We start from the raw sequence: 17904 nt of genomic DNA on the forward strand, positions 1-17904 counted from the left end.
GTCGTTACCGAGCAGTCGTGCCACTCTCGGTGCCATGCGAGACGTGGCTGCGTCCGCGGCGTCCACCGGCCCCCGGGTGCTGCCGCGAAACGACCCGCGCCAGTACGACGACCTGGCCGGTGAGTGGTGGCGGCCGGATGGCGCGTTCGCGATGCTGCACTGGCTGGCCGCGGCACGCGCGGCGCTGGTGCCACCGGCGACCCGCCCCGGCGAGCTGCTGGTGGACCTGGGCTGCGGCGCCGGCCTGCTCGCGCCGCACCTGACCGGCAAGGGCTACCGCCACGTCGGTGTGGATCTGACCCGCTCGGCGTTGCTCCAGGCGGCCGAGCACGGAGTACGCGTCGTCCAGGGTGATGCGACAGCGGTCCCGCTCCCGGACGGCTGCGCCGACGTGGTCTCCGCGGGCGAGTTGTTGGAGCACGTGCCGGCCTGGCCGCGGGTGGTCGCCGAGGCGTGCCGGCTGCTGCGTCCGGGCGGCCTGTTGGTGCTGGACACCCTGAACGACACGGCACTGGCCCGGCTCGTCGCGGTACGGATCGCCGAGCGGCTGCCGACGGTGCCGCGCGGCATCCACGATCCACGGTTGTTCGTGGACGCGCGGGAGTTGGTGGCCGAGTGCGCCCGGCACGGCGTCGACCTGCGGGTGCGCGGCATCCGTCCGCAGGTGGGCGGCCTGGTGGTCTGGTTGCTGCGGCGAGCCCGCATGGGCCGGCCGGGCACGATCTCGACCGGCCGCGGACCGCGCATCGTGCCGACCCGGTCCACCGCGGTGCTCTACCAGGGGTGGGGGGTCCGAAACGGATAGTCGGGCCGGGACGGGGTACGGCACTGTGAGGAGGAGGCGACATGACGGTGCACGCGCTTGAGGCGGCCCGCCGGTTGGCGCCGCGGTTCGCCGCGCGGGCCGCGCAGCACGACCGGGACGGTTCCTTTCCGGTGGACGACTTCCGCGATCTGCGGGAGGCCGGCCTGTTCGGGTTGATGGTGCCCCGCGCGCTGGGAGGCATGGGAGCCACCTTCGCCGAGTACGCCGCAGTGGCCACTGAGCTTGCCCGGGGCAACGGGGCGACCGCCCTGGTGTTCAACATGCACGCCTCGGTGACCGGCGCGCTGGGCGCGGTCACCGAGGAACTGGCCGAGGCGTTGGGTGTCCCGGACGAGGCGCTTGCCGCCCGGGACCGCCTGCTCACCGCCGCCGCCGAGGGCTCCTGGTACGCGGTCGCGATGAGCGAGCGAGGGGCCGGCGCCCGGCTGTCCCAACTGAGCACGGTCTACGAGGCCACCGACGAGGGCTGGCATCTCAAGGGCAGCAAGACCTTCTGTTCCGGTGCCGGGCACGCCGACGGTTACCTGGTGGCGGCGCGCAGCGTGGCCGACCAGTCGGTGGTCTCGCAGTTCCTGGTGCCGGCCGGCGACGGTCTGACCGTGGAGCCGACCTGGGACGCGCTCGGCATGCGCGCCACCTCCTCACACGACCTGCACCTGGACGTCACGGTGCCCACGGACCGGCTGCTCGGCGGGGTCGAGGGCCTGGCGTTGGTGGTGGCCCAACTGATGCCGCACTGGCTGGTGGCCAGCTACGCGGCCGTCTACGTGGGGGTCGCCCGGGCGGCGATCGACGCGGCGGTCGAGCACCTCAACGAGCGCCGGCTGGCCGGTCTGCCGGCGGTGCGGGCACGACTGGGCCGGGCGGACGCGGCCACGGCGGCCGCCCAACTTGTGGTCGCCGAGGCGGCCCGCCGGGTGGACGAGGTGCCGGGCGACGAGGAGACCAACCGCTGGGTGTGGCGGGCGAAGCTGCTCGCCGGCACTACGGCCGCGGAGGTGGCCGCGTCGGTGTTGGAGGCGGCGGGCACCTCGGCGACCCGCCGTGGCCACCCGTTGGAGCGGCTCTACCGGGATGCCCGCTGCGGCTCACTGCACCCGGCCACGTCGGACGTCTGCGCCGACTGGCTCGGCATCGCCGCGCTGGGCGGCGACCCGGATCGTGACGGATCGGCACCGCGTTGGTGAGCCGGCCGGACGAGGCTCGCAGGAAAGAACGGCCAGCCGAGGTGGCTGGTGGGACGGCCAGGGGGAGGACAGCATCTGACGAGAGGTGGGGATCGTGTCCGTACCAGTGATCGCGGGGCTCGGGGCTGCGCAGCCGCCGTCCGCTTCGCAGGACGAGTTGTGGGAGGGCTTCTTCTCCCGGCACTTCTCCGGCACCACCCGGTCGTTGGCCCAACGGATCTTCGCCAACTCGGGGGTGACCCGGCGGCAGGCCGCGGTCAATCCCCTGCTGGAGGACGTCTCGGACTGGCCGACCGAGCGCCGGATGCGCCGCTACCAGGTGGAGGCGCTGCCGTTGGGCAAGGAGGCGGTGGGCCGCGCGTTGACCGCCGCCGGGTTGGGCGCCGGTGACATCGGGCTGTTCATCGTCTGCTCCTGCACCGGCTACGCCACCCCAGGGCTGGACATCCTGCTCGCCCGGGACCTCGGCATGGCGGCGGACACCCAGCGGATGGTCATCGGCCACATGGGCTGCTACGCGGCGCTGCCGGGGCTCGGCGCGGCGAGTGACTTCGTCACCGCGCGGGGGCGACCGGCGCTGCTGCTCTGCGCGGAGCTGACCAGCCTGCACATCCAGCCGTCAAGTGCCAGGGTGGACACCCAGCAGATCGTCTCGCACGCGCTCTTCTCGGACGCCGCGGTCGCCGCCGTGGTCGTGCCGGGTGGTCCGGGGTACGCGTTACGCGAGGTCACCTCGGTCACCGACACCTCGACCGCCGACCACATGACCTGGGACGTCACCGATGCCGGCTTCCGGATGGGGCTGTCGCCGAAGGTGCCGCAGGTGCTGTCGAAACACGTACGCGGGTTGGTCGACGACCTGTTGGCCCGGCACGGCGTCACCAGTTCCGAGGTGGATGGGTGGGCCGTGCACCCGGGCGGGCCGCGGATCCTCAACGTGGTGGAGCGGGAGTTGGCCCTCCCCCCGGAGGGGCTGGCGGCGTCCCGGGCGACGCTCGACGAGCACGGCAACTGCTCGTCGCCGACCGTGTTGCTGATCCTGGACCGGTTGGGCCGCTCGACGCCGGCGGCTCGACGCGTCGTCATGCTGGCCTTCGGCCCCGGCCTCACCCTCTACGCTGCTCTGCTCGATCGACAGGAGTAATCATCCGGCGGCCGCGGCGTTACGCTCGATGGATGGGTACGACGGTGGACGAGCGGCTGCGCTCGGCGGTGCTGTTCGGTGCGACGGTGGCCGTCCTGGTCGGCGGTGGCTGGTGGTGGCGCTCGGCCGCGCCCTCCCCGGTGACCCGGCTGCCTGGCGCGGCGGTGACACCGATCGCGGGGCCCGGCGTCAGCTCGTCCTTGGCTCGCGTCCTGGTCCGGGGTGACGAGGTGACCGCGCGGGTCGATGGAGAGACGGGGGCGGTCGACCGGGCGGTGAATGTCCCGCGGGCGGTGATCGACCCGGGCAGCGGTGAGATCCTCGACATCGAGGGTGATCCGAGCTGGCTCTTCTTCCTGGGTGGGCTGCCCTCGTTCCGCGAGACGATCTGGCGGGAGCAGAAGACGCTCGTGCCGGGGCAGCGCGTCGTCCGGCAGGGAGGAGGCGGTGACTCCCGATACCTCCTGCAGTACCGGTGTACCAGGCCGGGCACCCTGATGGTGACGGTCTTCGACGCCGAGCTGGACGGGCCGTCCGAGATCGACTGCGACGGCACGACCACAGGTGCCCAGCTGTTCTCGCACGGCAGGCCGTTCCGGGTGTCGCTGTCGACGGTCGGGGTGCGCGAGATCGACGTCGAGGCGCAACTCGTCGGCCTGCCCCGCTAGGGCGTGTGTCAGAGCCCCTGGCCGGCCTGCGGCGGGCCCAGACGACGACCGGCCGCGTTGGAGATTGGTCCGGATACAACACCGGTATCCGGACCAATCTCCGCCTTGCCGGACCGCCGCCTGGACTCCGCCTCGGCTCGACCGAGGACTTTGACACACGCCCTAGGGCGGGTTTTCGGCAGTCGTGGCGTCAGCCGGCGAGGGCGCTCAGGTCGTCCCGGTAGGAGTCGACAGACTCCAGGTCGGGCAGCACCCGGGTCACTGTGCCGGTGCGATCGACGAGCAGCGCGGTCAAGGTGCCGGGGTGGACCGGTTGACCCAGGAACGACCGCAGGCCGCCGGCGGGGTCGGCAAGTGCCCGGACGCCCGTGCTCGCCGGCGGCGGGGTCGCGACCGTCCGCCCTCCGGCGACGGTGATCACCGCGATTCCCGGGGGCGCGGCTGCCACCGCCTCGTCGATCCGCTCCGGGCAGGGGCAGCCGTCCACCAGGATGATCATGGCGGGGAGCAGGCCGCGCAGCGGCACCGGCGCCTGGGCTGCGTCGACCAGGTCCAGCGCGGGCAGTGCCCGGCCGGCGACGGTCGCGGGAGGCGCGTACGGGGCCGGTGTCGGTCGGTCGGTGCTCCGGCTGGCGCGGGGCCAGGCGACGGCGAGCAGGCCGGCCATCGTGGTGAGCAGGGCGACAAGCAGCACCAGCGCTGGCAGGGCCAGGCGGCCGGGGTGGTCGCCGGCGGCGCGGCGCAGCTCGCGACGAAGCTGGGCGGCCTCGTCGGCGAGCGCGGAGGCGTCGTCCGGGACCACGATGCGGCCCCACTCGGGCGGTAGGCCGGGCAGGCCGTCGGCTGGCCCGTGACCCTCGGCATCCGGCTTGCCCATCGGACCTCCTGGAAGGGGCTCGAGAGCGGTGTGCGGCTCGGCCTCCAGGGTCCCGCACCAGGGGCACCTCCCGCTACACCTGGGCGCATTCCCGCCGGCCGCGATACCATGGGAGGAGCGCATAGCCCTTGATCTCGACGTTCTGTTCACCCGTGCCGGGCAGTCATCCGCACGTTACGGAGCGTGTTCGAACCATTGGTTTGACCGCCTGTCAAGCTGAAGCAAGACCTCTCACAGGGCCCCTGAGCTGCGCCAACGGTCAGGACATCGGTGAGACATCGGTGCCTGAGCGTGTTACCCTAGACACAGCGAAAGGGGTTTCGAACCTATGGTTTTCAGTGTCGGCGAGACCGTTGTCTACCCCCACCACGGGGCCGCACTCATCGAGGCAATCGAGACTCGGGTCATCAAGGGCGAGCCTAAGCAATACCTCGTCCTGAGGGTCGCGCAGGGTGACCTGACTGTCCGGGTGCCGGCCGAGAACGCCGAGATCGTGGGCGTGCGTGAGGTGGTCGGCGAAGAGGGCCTCGGTAAGGTCTTCGACGTTCTGCGGGCTCCGCACACCGAGGAGCCGACCAACTGGTCGCGGCGTTACAAGGCTAATTTGGAAAAGCTGGCCTCCGGCAACCCGCTGAAGGTCGCCGAGGTCGTGCGTGACCTGTGGCGCCGGGAGCGGGAGCGGGGCCTCTCTGCGGGCGAGAAGCGGATGCTTGCCAAGGCCCGCGACATTCTCGTCGGCGAGGTCGCGCTGGCCGAGAAGAGCACCAAGGATGAGGCGGAGACGCTGCTCGACAAGGTCCTCACTGAGGCCTAGTCCGCACAGCATCGTCGTCCCACCACACAGCGAAGAAACCACTGAGGACCGCGACGTGACCGCGCAGCTCAACCCGCGCGGTGACGTCGCGGTCCTCGTGCCTGCGGCGGGTGCCGGCGTACGGCTCGGCCCCGGCCGACCCAAGGCGCTGCGCCTGCTCGCTGGCGAGCCGCTGTTGGTGCACGCCGTGCGTCGACTGGCCGCCGCGCCGTCGGTGCACACGATCGTGGTGGCCGCGCCGGTCGCCGACGTGCAGGCAGTCCGTGAGTTGCTGGCCCCGGTCGCACCGGTGATCGTGGTCCCCGGCGGTGCGGAACGGCAGGCGTCGGTGGCCGCCGCGCTGGCCGCGGTGCCCGCCGGCCCGACGATCGTCCTGGTGCACGACGCCGCCCGCGCGCTCACCCCACCCGAGCTCGTCGAATCCGTCGCGGCGGCGGTTCGCGACGGGCGGGACGCGGTGATCCCGGTGCTGCCGGTCGTCGACACGATCAAGGAAGTCGGCGCCGGCGAGGTGGTGCTCGGCACCGTCGACCGTTCCGCCCTGCGTGCGGTGCAGACCCCGCAGGGTTTCCGCCGGGCCGTCCTCAGCGCCGCGCACGCCGCGGCCGGCGACCCCCTCACCGACGACGCCGGGCTCGTCGAGAAACAGGGCGTCACGGTGAGCTGCGTGCCGGGCTCGGAGTACGCCCTGAAAATCACCAGACCGTTCGACCTGGCGCTGGCCGAGCACCTGCTTGGCGCCTCCGGTTGACGCGTACCCTCTGCTCATGATCGTTCCCCGGGTGGCCATCGGCACCGACGTGCACGCGTTCGAGCCCGGCCGGCCCTGCTGGGTCGCGGGCCTGCTCTGGCCCGACCAGGACGGCCTCGCCGGGCACTCGGACGCCGACGTGGTCGCGCACGCCGCCTGCAACGCGCTGCTCTCCGCCGCCGGTCTCGGTGATCTCGGTTCTGCCTTCGGGGTGGACCAGCCGGAGTGGGCCGGCGCGTCCGGGGTGGCGCTGCTGACCGAGACGGCCCGCCGGGTGCGCGCCAGCGGCCTGGAGATCGGCAACGTGTCGGTGCAGGTCATCGGCAACCGACCCAAGATCGGCCGCCGTCGGGCAGAGGCCCAGGAGGTGCTGTCCTCGGCCGTCGGCGCCCCGGTCACCGTCTCCGCCGCGACCACCGACGGGCTCGGCTTCACCGGCCGCGAGGAAGGGCTGGCCGGTGTCGCGGTGGCCCTGGTGTACGACGCGTCGGCCGCCTAAGCTCGCCGCGATGTCCAGCGACCCAGTCCCCGACCGTTCCGCCGCCGACGGCTACCTTCAGCGGGCCCAACTCCTCGCCGAACTCGGCCGCCACGACGAGGCGGTCGGTGAGCTGACCTACGGGTTGGCCCTGCAACCGGATGACGTGGCCGCCCTCACCGCGCTGGCCCGGGTGCACCTGGCCGCCGGCCGCCCGGCCGAGGCGCTCACCGCCGCGGACACCGCCGTGGCGGCCGCACCGGAGGCTTTCCCGCCGCTTGTCGTCAAGGGCATGGCGCTGGCCGACCTGGAGCGTTACCCCGAGTCGGCGGCCACCGCCGACCGGATCCTCGCCCTCGGCCCGGCCGACGCGTACGCCCAGTGGAGCGCGGCGGCGCTCCTGGCGGACGCCCGCAACGGCCAGCCGGCGCTGAACGCGGCCTGGCGTGGCGTCGAACTGGCACCGGAGGAGCCGCAGGCGCACCTGGTGCTCAGCCTGGTCGCCGCCCGGCTGAACCTGTTCGACCTGGCCGAGCGGGCCTACCGGGAGGCGTTACGGCTCGACCCGCGCGTCGCCGAGGCCGGGCACGACGTGGGTGTCCTGCGGTTGGAGCAACGCCGTTGGTCGCAGGCGTTGGCGCAGGTCGCCGAGACCGTCGCGATCACCCCGAGCCGCATCGACTCGCCGCGGACGCTCGCGCACGGCCTGCACCGCCTGGTGCTCTACGGGGCGGGCTGGTCGCTGGTGGCGGCGGTGCTGGTGGCCTTCGCGGCGTCGGCGAGCGGCGGGTTCTCCCGCGTCCTGGCGGTGCTCGCCGCGCTCACCGGGGGGATCGTCGTCTGGCAGCTCGCGGCCCGGTTGCCGGGGCTGACCCGGACCGTCCTGCCGGCCCTGCTGCACTCCGACCGGGCGATCGCGCTGTCGATCTACGCCGTGGCCGCCGCGCCGCTGCTGCTACTGGTGTACGCGGTGGTCGGCTCCCCGTGGCCCCTGGTGCTGGCCATCGCCGCCACGGCGGTAGCCGAGTTCGCCATCTTCACCAGAACCGCACTCCGCTAGCCACCCCACTCCGCTGACCCAACGTCCGGCGTAACCCCTAAAGATCACCAGCGTCGCTTAGCCCGACCAGGTCAGGGTTTCGCCGGAGCCCGACCCGCGCAGGGATCAAGCCTGACCGCCCGGAGCGGGTCGGGCTCCGGCGAAACCCCAAAGGCGACTAACCGCGACGCGCCCACGTCCAGGCGTATCCCTCGTCTTCGCAGGTGTTGGCGGCGTCGCAGAGATCCAGGGGGCGGAAGGTGTCGACCATGACGGCCAGCTCGTCGAAGTAGTCGGCCCCGATGGAGCGCTCGGCGGCACCCGGCTGGGGGCCGTGGGTGAAACCGGACGGGTGCAGCGAGATCGAGCCCTGCTCGATGCCGGAGCCGCGGCGGGCCTCGTAGTTGCCGCCGGTGTAGAAGAGCATCTCGTCGGAGTCGACGTTGTGGTGGTTGTACGGCACCGGGATCGAGTCCGGGTGGTAGTCGACCTTGCGGGGCACGAACGAGCAGATGACGAAGTTGGGGCCCTGGAAGGTCTGGTGCACCGGCGGGGGCTGGTGGATGCGGCCGGTGATCGGCTCGAAGTCGTGGATGGAGAAGGCCCACGGGTAGAGGTGGCCGTCCCAGCCGACCACGTCGAACGGGTGGTTGGCGTAGACGTAGCGGGTCCAACCACGCCGGTGGCGGACCAGCACCTCGACCTCTTCGCCGTCGACGAGCAGCGGGGCGTCGGGGCCGCGGACGTCGCGCTCGCAGTACGGCGAGTGTTCCAGGAACTGGCCGCGTACGGAGAGGTAGCGCTTGGGTGGGCCGATGTGGCCGGAGGCCTCGACGGTGAGCAGCCGGACCGGTTGGTCGCCGGTGGGCACCAGCCGGTGGATGGTCGAGGTGGGGATGACGACGTAGTCGCCGGCGACCGCGTCCAGCGCCCCGAACGGGGACTCGACCCGCAGGGTGCCCGACTCGACGTAGAGGCAGTGGTCGCCGGTGGCGTCGCGGAACAACGGCGAGGGCCGGTCGGCGAGCACGTACCCGATCCGGACGTCGTCGTTGGCGAGCAGGTACTGCCGGCCGAGGATCGGGTCGGCGCCGCCGGTGTCCAGCTTGTGGGTGCGCAGGTGGCGGGGCTTGAGCGGCAGGTTCGGGGCCCTGATGAACGCGGGTGGGGTGAACTCGTCGGCGGCCAGGATCGCGGTGGGCGCGTGCCGGTGGTAGAGCAGGGACGAGTCGGAGGAGAAACCCTCCTGGCCCATCAGCTCCTCGGCGTAGAGGCTGCCGTCGGGTTGACGGAACTGGGTGTGGCGCTTGCGCGGCACCTCGCCGACGCTGCGGTAATACGGCATTTCGCCTCCCGATATGTCCCGTCCACCGGCCAGGTGTGTCCGATAATCGGACGTTGTTGTCCGTTCCTCGTAGCGTCCCGTACATTCTTGTTCCGTGTCAACGCAGGTGCCCGCACTCCTGACCGGCCTGGTGGACGACGCTGCCGTCTTCCCGCCGGGCAGCGCCGCGCTGCACGACGCCCTGGCCGCCCACCGCCAGCACCGCGCCGCCTGGTACGCCGACCTGGTCGGCCCGCTGCTGGTCCCCGCCTCGACAGTCGCGGCCGGCAAGCTGAGCGGTCTCGTCGACAGGGGCGAGGGTCTGGTGATCGGTCTCATCGGGGACACCGGTGTCGGTCGGCTGCCCCTCGCCCTCTCCTTCCTCGCCCCCGACGGCGTCACCGCGCGGCAGGTCGAGGTGGCGGTCGCCAAGCGTGGCGAGGACCCGCTGCCCGGAATCGCCGAGCTGCTGCGGCTGACCGACGCGCTCCCGGGCGTGGAGACCGTCTACGCCGAGCTTCCGTTGACCTTCGGGCTGACCGGCGCGCTTGACGCGCTCGCCGCCGCCCGCGCCGACGGTGTGCCGATCGCCGCCAAGTTCCGCACCGGCGGACTGGCCGCCGAACTGTTCCCCACCCCGGCCGAACTGGCCGCGGTGATCTGCGCCTGCCGGGACCGGGACCTGCCGTTCAAGCTCACCGCCGGGCTGCACCAGGCGGTCCGCCACCTCGACCCGGAGACCGGCTTCACCCACCACGGGTACGCGAACGTGCTGGCCGCGACGCTGGCCGCCGCCGACGGTGAGGGTGTGGCCCGGGTCGGCGAGCTGTTGACGGCTCTCGACCCACGCCCCCTGTTGGAGCGCGCGACGACACGGCTGCACGAACCTCGTCCACTCTGGGTCGGCTTCGGCTCGTGCAGCATCCTGGAACCACTTACCGATCTGATCCGGCTGGGGCTGGTGAACGGGGGCTACGACGCATGACCTGGGTGACCGGCGTTGACGGTTCGCCGTACGGGGTGACGAACCTGCCGTACGGGGTCTTCCGGCGCGACGGGGGCCGGCCGCGGATCGGCGTACGGATCGGGTCGTGGGTGTTCGACCTGGCCGCCGCGGAGACCGCGGAGCTGGTGCTGGCCGCCGGCGCGTTGTGCCGACCCACCCTCAACGAGTTCATGGCGCTGGGGCGTCCGCAGTGGGTCGCGGTGCGGCAGCGGATCACCGAGCTGTTGACCGACCCGACGCACCGGGCCGCCGTGGAGCCGATGCTCGTGCCCCTCGACGACGTGGAGCTGGTGCTCCCGATCGAGGTGGCCGACTACGTCGACTTCTACTCCTCCGAGCACCACGCGTCGAACGTCGGGCAGATCTTCCGCCCCGGTCAGCCGCCGCTGCTGCCCAACTGGAAGCACCTGCCGATCGGCTACCACGGGCGGGCCGGCACGGTTGTCGTCTCCGGCACGCCGGTGACCCGGCCGACCGGCCAGCGGTCCTCCGCCGAGGGCCCGGTCACCGGCCCGTCGGTACGCCTCGACATCGAGGCCGAGGTCGGTTTCGTGGTGGGCGTACCCAGCCGGTTGGGTGATCGGGTGTCGGTCGACGACTTCGCCGACCACGTCTTCGGGGTGGTGCTGGTCAACGACTGGTCGGCCCGGGACATCCAGGCCTGGGAGTACCAGCCGCTCGGCCCGTTCCTCGGCAAGTCGTTCGCCACCTCGGTCTCGGCCTGGGTGACGCCGCTGGACGCGCTCGGCGACGCCTTCGTCCCGGCCCCCGACCAGGACCCGCCGGTGGTCGACTACCTGCGCGACGTGCCGCACCTGGGTCTGGACCTCCGGCTGGCGGTGGAGTGGAACGGCGCGCTGGTGAGTGAGCCGCCGTTCGCCACCATGTACTGGACGCCGGCACAGCAGTTGGCCCACCTCACCGTCAACGGCGCGGCACTGCGCACCGGCGACCTGTACGCCTCCGGCACCGTCTCCGGCCCCGACCGCGCGCAGGTCGGCTCGTTCCTGGAACTGTCCTGGGGTGGGGCCGAGCCGGTCCCGGTGGGCGACGAGAGCCGCACCTTTCTGGCCGACGGCGACACGGTGACCATCACCGCCACCGCTCCCGGCCCGGACGGCACCACAATCGCCCTGGGCGAGGTCAGCGGCACCATTCGTCCGGCCCACTGAGCGGTCGCATTCCATCCGTCTCGTGCACGGGACCGGTTATCGCACAGCCGGTGCGATAACCGGCCCGGGTTGACCCGTTGATCGTCCGGATCCCGTTGCCTCGCCGCGCGATCCGAGCCGGGCTCAACCCGGCTGCCAGCGGTGGGGCCCATCGCACACGGAGGTAACGACGATGCACGAACTTGCGGGCGCGATCTGGCGTACCAGCAGCCGTTCCAACGACCAGGGGCTCTGCGTGGAAGTGGCGGACAACCTGGTCGACGTCCATGGTCTGGTCGCGATCCGCGACTCCAAGGACCAGACCGGCCCCACACTCGCGGTCAGCCCGCCTGGGTGGACGGCGTTCATCGGCGCGATTCGGGTCGGTCGCTTCGAACACTGACCGGAGCATCGGCACCGGTCGGCGACGGCCGGTGCCGAGCGGTCGTCCGGGGCCCGTCCTGTCCCGAGTGCTCGTCCGGGACTATCCCAGCCAGCGGATTGCTTGCCGAGATCAATTCGTACAACTGCAGTGGTGGACATGAGAACCCATTCGGTTGAGGGCGGAATTCGCCCCACCACACGCAACGCGATCCTCGGCATCATCTCCCTGCTCGCCGCGCTCAGCGTGATCCTCGCCCTGGTGACCGGCTCGGGCGACAACGCCAACGCCGCCAAGAGTCGGGTGCAGGTCATCCAGCCCGCAGCCGTTGGCTCCGGTGACACGGTGGCCCAGGGCAACGACGGCACCACCGACCGGGCCATCGCCGAACGGTCCAGTGGCGAACCGACCCAGAGCGACGAGGTCACCGCCGATCGGGCCGCCGCCGACGGCAGCGAACTGGCCCAGGGCGGCGACGTCGCCGCCGACTCCGACCAGGCCGCCGAGGACAGCGGCGAACCGGCCGAGGGCAACGAGGTCACCGCCGACCGGGCCGCCGCCGGTGCCACGAAGGCCAGGCCGTGTGAAGGACACGGATACAAGCGGTACAACCCGCGCCGCACGTTCGCGTGGCAGAAGACGTCGGGGTGGCTGTGGGCGACCCGCAACTCGAAGCCGGGCGACACGTACGTGCAGTTCCGCTCCGGAGGCGGCGAGTACGTCTACAAGGAGTTGACGAACTGCAGCAACGTCCGTGGTTGGATGGCCGGGGCCGGCTCCTACCGCTACAAGCACTGCGGTGACCTGCGCGCGTGCACCTTCACGTCCTGGAAGACCATCACGACGAAGGGCAGTTGCTCCCGGGTCTACAACAAGATCATGGCGTACGACCCCGGGCACCACAAGTGCTTCACCTACTAGTCGGCGCACCGTCGAGGGCTTCGCTCAGGTGACCCCCGCCGGCTCTCCGACCTGATCATCAACCGTACCGACTTGAAACGTTCCCACCGCCCGGCCATGCTCAATCGGCCGGGCGGTGGGTCGTCCACTGTCGACACGGCCCGACCAGCACCGAGCGGAGTCGACGCTCGGATGCCCAGCGGGTGTGTCGGGCTGGCTGAGCGCGGGGGAGAAACGGTCGATGGCGAACGAGCATCCCACCGTCGGTGGGCCGCCTGACCCACAGGCCGCCGGCTCGGCGGCCGAGTTCGTGGCCCAGATGCGGGCGCTACGTCAGTGGTCCGGACTGACAATTCGGCAGGTCACGAGGAAGGCGCAGGAGGCCGGCGACGTGCTGCCGCACAGCACGCTGAACACGGCGTTGGGCCGGGCCACCCTGCCGAGGGAGGAGTTGGTCGCGGCCTTCGTCCGGGCCTGCGGCGGCGACCAGGACACGGTGGACGCCTGGATCACGGTGCGCAAGGGGCTTGCGGCGGCCGCCGCCGGTCAGCCCGAGCCGGTCACCGCCGTCGCCACCACGACCGCCGGTGCCGACTCGATCGCCGACGAGCCAAGGGTCCGCCCACCGTGGGGGCTGCTCGACGAGGCACCGCCCCTACCGGCCGAACTGTCGCAGGTGACCGACTGGGAGCGCGACGGCACGCGGCCGCCGGAGGCGACCGGCGACGAGCTGGACAGCAGCGAGACGGTGACAAGTGCGTCGGCTGTCGCCGGGTCGAGCAGCGACGAGCCGGCCGCCGCCGTCGGCGAGCCGGCCGCCGCCGTCGGCGAGCCGCGCCGATACGCGGTCGAGCCGGATCCGTCCGCCACGCGCGAACCGACACCGTCGCCCCGAGGGTCCGAGCCGGCTGCCGCGCGGTCCGAGCCGGTCGCGGGCGAGTCGGTCGCGACTCCGGACCGGCCAGTGCGCGTTCACGCGTACGCCGAGGGGCCGCTGGCGACGGCCGTGCGGAACCGGCGCGGCAGCGCCTGGTCGGGACTGCACCGCAAGCGGGCCGCGGAGGCCGACGGGGTGGCCGTCGCACCGCTGCGGCTGCGCGACTTCGTGCCGCCGCTGGCTTTTCGGGCTGGCTGGTCGACGCGTGTGCTCCTCGGCGCAATGGTTGTCCTGCTGGTCCTGGTAGCCGTCGGCGTGGCGGTCCGGGCGCTCCGTGATTCGCAGCGGGGTGAGGGTCCGGCAGGTGTGCAGGCGGGGCCGACCGCAGGCCAGGACGACGGGGAGCAACTGCTGTCGAAGGATCGCGGTGGAAGGACAGCCAGCCCCAGCCCTCCGTCGAGCATCGTCGTCCCGGCGCCCACGACCAGGGCGCCGAGGTCGCCCAAGGCGTCTCCGACGAGGGCTGCCGCCGCCGCGCTGCCCGCGGCCGGCACGTACCGCATGATGCCGGCGGCCACCGGCGGTGGGTCCAACTGTGTGGGCGTGGGTCCGGAACCCGGCAACGACCGGCCGGAGGTGGCCGTGATCGTCTCGTGTGCCGAGGCCGAGCCCGCCGCCAGCGAGCTGCGGAAGGTGGCGGCCAACACGTACCAGATCTATTGGGCGCGCCCATCCGGCGGTGGCGGATGCCTACAGGTCGACCCCGACCCGAACGGCGAACCATCGACCGCCCACGGGCAGTTGGTGGCGCCGCGCGGCTACTGCAACCGTCCGGATCAGCGGTTCATCCTCGAACCGGTCCAGACGGACGTGGGCCAGGGTTACCGGCTGCACGCCGCCACCGCACCGAAGATGTGCATCGGCCCGATCGGCGGTGGCCGAACGGCGGGCACCGCAGTCGCCCAGGTGTCCTGCTTCAACGACGACGTGCAGGTGTTTCTCTTCAAGCCGTAGTGCCCCCGGTCCGCAGCTGTGGAAAATTCGTTCCCGGGGCCACGGCCGGCCCTTACTCCGCGTACCGTCGGGGATACGGGAGGCTGGCATGTCGACGGTGGCGGTTACCAGGTTCATCGAGGCGCACGCTGTCGATGTCTGGTGTCTGCTGACCGACCTGCCCGGCCGCGCGGCCCGGCTGACCGCCGCCGGCCCGATCGAGGTGCTCACCCCGGGTCCGTTCGGGCCGGGCACCGCCTGGCGCGAGGAGCGATCCCAGCCCGGCGGCGGCACGCTCACCGAAGAGTTCCTGGTGGTGGAGGCAGTCGCGCCGCACCGGTTGGTGCTCTGTTCCTCGGGTGCTGGCGTGGACTACCGGATCACCTGGAGTTTGCGGCAGGTCAAGCGTCGCCGTCGAGGTTGCACGGCGGTCACCGTCACCCACGAGGCCGCGCCGACCGCTCCGTACGGTCGGGTGGTGGCGCTGCTGCTCGGTGGCCTCGCCGCGCGGGCGGTCGAGGTGGCACTCGGGCGCGACCTCGCCGACCTGGCCGTGGCGGCCAGTGCCGGCGCCGTCGAAGCCGCCTGAGCACCGGCTGGTCACCTCCGCCTCCGCCTCCGCGCGTGGTCGCCGTGACCTGCGCGGGGTCCGGCCGGTTCCGCTGGGTAGGGTGCCGGGCGGAGGTGCGGCATGGGGATCCCGAGAGGCCGACGACGGCTCGTGATGGCGGTCGCGGCGCTGCTCGCGACCGTGGCCGTCGCGGTCATCGCCTATCGGGTGCTCGCGCCGGCCGAGGTGAGCACAGTGGCCCACGCCGCGTATCCACCGCCGGCCCAACCGGCCGCCGGTGTGGTCGGCCGGCTGCCGGTCGCCCCGTTGATCGTGGACGGGAGACTGCGGGTGTACGCCGCACACCGCCAGGTCTACGCCGACCGGCCGGTCGACGGTCGGCACCGGACCACCCCGTACTGGTCGTACCGGCGCTGGCCGGCGGAGTTGACCGGGGTGGTCGCCAGCGGCAGGACTGTGGTCAGTCGCTGGTCCGACGGGAAACTTGTCGCGCTCGACGCGCCCACCGGTCGGGTGCTCTGGCGGCTCGACGGCCCGGAGCCCGCCGAGACTGAGGCGGTGGTACGTCGTACCGGTGCGGCCACCGTCTGGGACCCGCGCGGGCTGCACCTCGCCGACCTCTCGGACGGCCGCACGGTGGTGGTGGCGAGCGGCGACGCCGAGGCGCGCGGGGTCGAGGTGAGCGGCGGTCAGCAGTTGTGGCGGGCCGAGTTGCCCGGCCGGTGCCGCAGCGACCTCGGCACCACCGCCAGCGGACAGCTGATCGGTCTGGACCGGTGCGCCGGACCGGCGACCGTCGAGTTCCGGGACGCGGCGACCGGAGTGGTGCACGAACGGTGGCGACCGCCGGGTGGCCCGGACGAGTTGGTGGTGACTCCGCTCGGATGTCGTACCGGCCGGTCGGACTGCCCGGCCCTGCGCACCTCCGGGCCGGGCGACGCGGCCGGTCGGGGATGGCTGGTGGGCCCCGGCGAGCCGGTCGCTGCCCCCGTGCTCGATCCGGCCGGGGCCACGGTGGTGGGTGACCAGGTTGTCGTGGTGCTCGACGGAGCGGTGGTGGGTCGGTCGGCGCGTACGGGTGCCGAGTTGTGGCGGTCGGCCGATCTCGGCGCGGTGCGGGTCCTGGCCGTGCAGCCCGGCCGGGTGCACCTGCTGAGCGAAGCCAACAGCCTGGTGACGCTGGACCCGGTGACCGGCAGGCAACTGTCCCGCTTCTCGCTGAACGTCGGACGGGACGGGACGGGCTGGGTGCCCGGGGCGGTGGGGGCCGAGGGCGGCTACGTCGCGGTGGAACGTCTCCGCCGGCCGGTCGACCCTGCCGCGGACGACAGGCGCTACTACCTGACCGCCGAAGCGGTGATCCTGGCCGCCACCTGATCGTGGTGTCTCCGCTGCCCGGAAATCCGAACCGTACATACCCTTTGTCGGTAAAAGGTATGTTTTTCATGGTTCAGGTTTCCTCGGGAAGGGGTCCACGCATGGGCAGGACAGCAGCCAACTACCTCGTGGGTGGCGCACTGGCCGCCGCGGCGAGCCTCGCGCTCGCGGTTCCGCCGGTGCTCGACGCCGATCCCGCGTCGGCGCGCGGGTTCACTGCCGCCCGGGTCGCGCCGTCGGCGGACACCGGCGTCACCTTCGAGATCCTGCCGGCGTCACCGACGCCCACGCCGACGCAACCCGCACCACCCACGCCCACGCCGACACAACCCGCGCCACCCACGCCCACGCCGACACAACCCGCGCCACCCACGACGGCGCCACCCCAGCCCACGCCCAGCCACGGTCAACTGCCGGTCACCGGTTCCGGCGGGTCGACGTTGCTGCTCATCGGACTGGGCGTGATCCTGCTGATCGTCGGTGGCCTGGCCGCCAGTCGTCGGCGGCGAGTGTGACGTACGCCGGCCGTCGGCGGTTGGCGGAGGCCCGCCGCCGGCGGCCGATGTGCTGCGCGGCAGCCGGTGTGTCAGCGTCCGGCCGGGACTCGCTCCCGTGGCCTGCCGGTCGGAGGTCGAGGCGACTGGCGGGACCGGCGGCGGACCAGCACCGCGAGGCCAGCGAGGAGCAGGAGGCCCGCGACGACCGCCGCCACGGTCCAGCCGGACGTCATCCGGGAGATGACGCTGCCCCGCTTGCCGACCTGACCCGCGTCGGGAAACTGGATCTGCGCGCTGACGCTGCGCTTCACCAGACCGCTCTCCAGGTTCACCTCGATCTTCCAGGGCCCGTTCGGCAACGCGGCCGGCAGTCGGGCGATGACCTGCCCGGAGCCACCCGGCGGTAGCGTGACGCCCTGCCCGACCTGGAAGGGGCCGGCCCGGCTGTCGGCTGGTCCGTCGCTGAGGGTGACCGTGCCGGTCAGGTCGATGGCACGGCCGCCGGTGTTGGTGACCTGGGCGGTCACCGAGGGCTCGCCCTCGGGGCTGCGGGCCGGGCGAAGCTCACCGATCGAGAAGTCGGAGACCGGTTCACCTCCGGGTCCGATGTCGAGGTACATCCGGACGCCGACCCGGTGGATCTGGGTGACCTCCCCGCCGGCCCGGGGCGCGGAGGTGGCGGACGCCCAGACCACTCCGTACCGCTCGCCGCGCGAGGCGGGCGGCGGCACCGTGATGGTCGCCAGGACCCGGGCCTCGCCCCACGCTTTCACCTCGACAGCCGAGGTGTCGAGGGTGACCCAGGAGGTCAGCTCGTTGGTGGCGCGACCCTCGCCGAACCTGAACTCCGAACCCTCGACGGTCGCCGCCGCCGGGTAGACGTCGATGCGGCGGGCCTCGTCGGTGCGATTGGCGATCAGCAGTTGCCGTTTGATCGTGGTGCCCGGCGGCAGGTGATCGACGATGTAGCGCAACGCCCGGGGGTCGTCGCGGCGATTGGTGGGTGCCTCCAGCAGCCGGATTCCGAGGCGGTCGTCGGCGT

Annotated in this window: 19 protein-coding genes; 16 read left to right on the forward strand and 3 right to left on the reverse strand. The window is 72.4% G+C overall.

Annotated elements, in window-relative coordinates; all coding sequences use genetic code 11:
• The first annotated feature begins 34 nt into the window (after window positions 1-34).
• The 4 genes from ACPXBU_RS23150 to ACPXBU_RS23165 all read left to right on the forward strand — a co-directional run bounded on the left by ACPXBU_RS23150 (window position 35) and on the right by ACPXBU_RS23165 (window position 3825).
• Window positions 35-805 carry a methyltransferase domain-containing protein gene (locus ACPXBU_RS23150; RefSeq protein ID WP_425759629.1) on the forward strand — a complete coding sequence of 257 codons (771 nt, stop codon included), beginning with the start codon at window positions 35-37 and terminating at the stop codon, window positions 803-805.
• Window positions 806-846: 41 nt separating this feature from the next.
• Window positions 847-2013: an acyl-CoA dehydrogenase family protein gene (locus tag ACPXBU_RS23155; RefSeq protein WP_393369511.1), complete on the forward strand. Its 1167-nt coding sequence runs from the start codon at window positions 847-849 to the stop codon at window positions 2011-2013.
• Window positions 2014-2107: 94 nt separating this feature from the next.
• Entirely contained in the window at window positions 2108-3157 is a 1050-nt protein-coding gene (locus tag ACPXBU_RS23160) for a type III polyketide synthase (RefSeq protein WP_393369514.1), read from the forward strand.
• A 32-nt stretch (window positions 3158-3189) separates the two neighbouring features.
• Complete coding sequence (locus ACPXBU_RS23165; RefSeq protein WP_393369517.1) at window positions 3190-3825, forward strand: hypothetical protein; 636 nt, start codon at window positions 3190-3192, stop codon at window positions 3823-3825.
• A gap of 190 nt (window positions 3826-4015) precedes the next feature.
• Here the strand turns inward: ACPXBU_RS23165 and ACPXBU_RS23170 are convergent, their stop codons facing one another.
• Window positions 4016-4702: a hypothetical protein gene (locus ACPXBU_RS23170; RefSeq protein ID WP_425759630.1), complete on the reverse strand. Its 687-nt coding sequence runs from the start codon at window positions 4700-4702 to the stop codon at window positions 4016-4018.
• A gap of 328 nt (window positions 4703-5030) precedes the next feature.
• Between ACPXBU_RS23170 and ACPXBU_RS23175 the strand changes: the two genes are divergently transcribed.
• From ACPXBU_RS23175 to ACPXBU_RS23190, 4 genes are read left to right on the forward strand one after another with little or no spacing between them, the layout of a single operon-like run.
• Window positions 5031-5516: a CarD family transcriptional regulator gene (locus ACPXBU_RS23175; RefSeq protein ID WP_007073334.1), complete on the forward strand. Its 486-nt coding sequence runs from the start codon at window positions 5031-5033 to the stop codon at window positions 5514-5516.
• 55 nt (window positions 5517-5571) lie between these two features.
• Complete coding sequence (ispD, locus tag ACPXBU_RS23180; RefSeq protein WP_425759631.1) at window positions 5572-6267, forward strand: 2-C-methyl-D-erythritol 4-phosphate cytidylyltransferase; 696 nt, start codon at window positions 5572-5574, stop codon at window positions 6265-6267.
• Between the two features lie 16 nt (window positions 6268-6283).
• A complete protein-coding gene (ispF, locus tag ACPXBU_RS23185) occupies window positions 6284-6766 on the forward strand; it encodes a 2-C-methyl-D-erythritol 2,4-cyclodiphosphate synthase (RefSeq protein WP_393369526.1) in 483 nt (160 codons plus the stop codon).
• 10 nt (window positions 6767-6776) lie between these two features.
• On the forward strand, window positions 6777-7805 hold the full coding sequence (locus ACPXBU_RS23190) for a tetratricopeptide repeat protein (protein ID WP_425759632.1): 1029 nt from the start codon (window positions 6777-6779) through the stop codon (window positions 7803-7805).
• 157 nt (window positions 7806-7962) lie between these two features.
• Here ACPXBU_RS23190 and ACPXBU_RS23195 read toward each other — a convergent pair whose 3' ends face one another.
• Window positions 7963-9129 carry a homogentisate 1,2-dioxygenase gene (locus ACPXBU_RS23195; protein ID WP_425759633.1) on the reverse strand — a complete coding sequence of 389 codons (1167 nt, stop codon included), beginning with the start codon at window positions 9127-9129 and terminating at the stop codon, window positions 7963-7965.
• A gap of 94 nt (window positions 9130-9223) precedes the next feature.
• Between ACPXBU_RS23195 and ACPXBU_RS23200 the strand changes: the two genes are divergently transcribed.
• The 8 genes from ACPXBU_RS23200 (at window position 9224) to ACPXBU_RS23235 (ending at window position 16880) form a co-directional block, all read left to right on the forward strand.
• Window positions 9224-10093: a hypothetical protein gene (locus ACPXBU_RS23200; RefSeq protein WP_393369533.1), complete on the forward strand. Its 870-nt coding sequence runs from the start codon at window positions 9224-9226 to the stop codon at window positions 10091-10093.
• On the forward strand, window positions 10090-11286 hold the full coding sequence (fahA, locus tag ACPXBU_RS23205; RefSeq protein ID WP_425759634.1) for a fumarylacetoacetase: 1197 nt from the start codon (window positions 10090-10092) through the stop codon (window positions 11284-11286). The genes ACPXBU_RS23200 and fahA overlap by 4 nt, the downstream gene beginning before the upstream one ends.
• Before the next feature lie 172 nt (window positions 11287-11458).
• Window positions 11459-11668, forward strand: coding sequence for a DUF397 domain-containing protein (locus ACPXBU_RS23210; protein WP_425759635.1), 210 nt, complete (start codon window positions 11459-11461; stop codon window positions 11666-11668).
• A 138-nt stretch (window positions 11669-11806) separates the two neighbouring features.
• Window positions 11807-12568 (forward strand): hypothetical protein, encoded by a 762-nt coding sequence (locus ACPXBU_RS23215; protein WP_425759636.1) that lies wholly within the window; start codon window positions 11807-11809, stop codon window positions 12566-12568.
• Window positions 12569-12788: 220 nt separating this feature from the next.
• Window positions 12789-14438 carry a helix-turn-helix domain-containing protein gene (locus tag ACPXBU_RS23220; RefSeq protein ID WP_425759637.1) on the forward strand — a complete coding sequence of 550 codons (1650 nt, stop codon included), beginning with the start codon at window positions 12789-12791 and terminating at the stop codon, window positions 14436-14438.
• 88 nt (window positions 14439-14526) lie between these two features.
• On the forward strand, window positions 14527-15006 hold the full coding sequence (locus ACPXBU_RS23225; RefSeq protein WP_393369547.1) for an SRPBCC family protein: 480 nt from the start codon (window positions 14527-14529) through the stop codon (window positions 15004-15006).
• 102 nt (window positions 15007-15108) lie between these two features.
• Window positions 15109-16365, forward strand: coding sequence for a PQQ-binding-like beta-propeller repeat protein (locus ACPXBU_RS23230; RefSeq protein ID WP_425759638.1), 1257 nt, complete (start codon window positions 15109-15111; stop codon window positions 16363-16365).
• Window positions 16366-16466: 101 nt separating this feature from the next.
• Complete coding sequence (locus ACPXBU_RS23235; RefSeq protein ID WP_425759639.1) at window positions 16467-16880, forward strand: LPXTG cell wall anchor domain-containing protein; 414 nt, start codon at window positions 16467-16469, stop codon at window positions 16878-16880.
• A 71-nt stretch (window positions 16881-16951) separates the two neighbouring features.
• Here the strand turns inward: ACPXBU_RS23235 and ACPXBU_RS23240 are convergent, their stop codons facing one another.
• Window positions 16952-17836: a hypothetical protein gene (locus tag ACPXBU_RS23240; protein ID WP_425759640.1), complete on the reverse strand. Its 885-nt coding sequence runs from the start codon at window positions 17834-17836 to the stop codon at window positions 16952-16954.
• Window positions 17837-17904 lie beyond the last annotated feature (68 nt).

Origin of the sequence: Micromonospora sp. DT231 (assembly GCF_049847025.1) — a bacterium.
In the GTDB taxonomy this organism is placed as follows: domain Bacteria; phylum Actinomycetota; class Actinomycetes; order Mycobacteriales; family Micromonosporaceae; genus Micromonospora.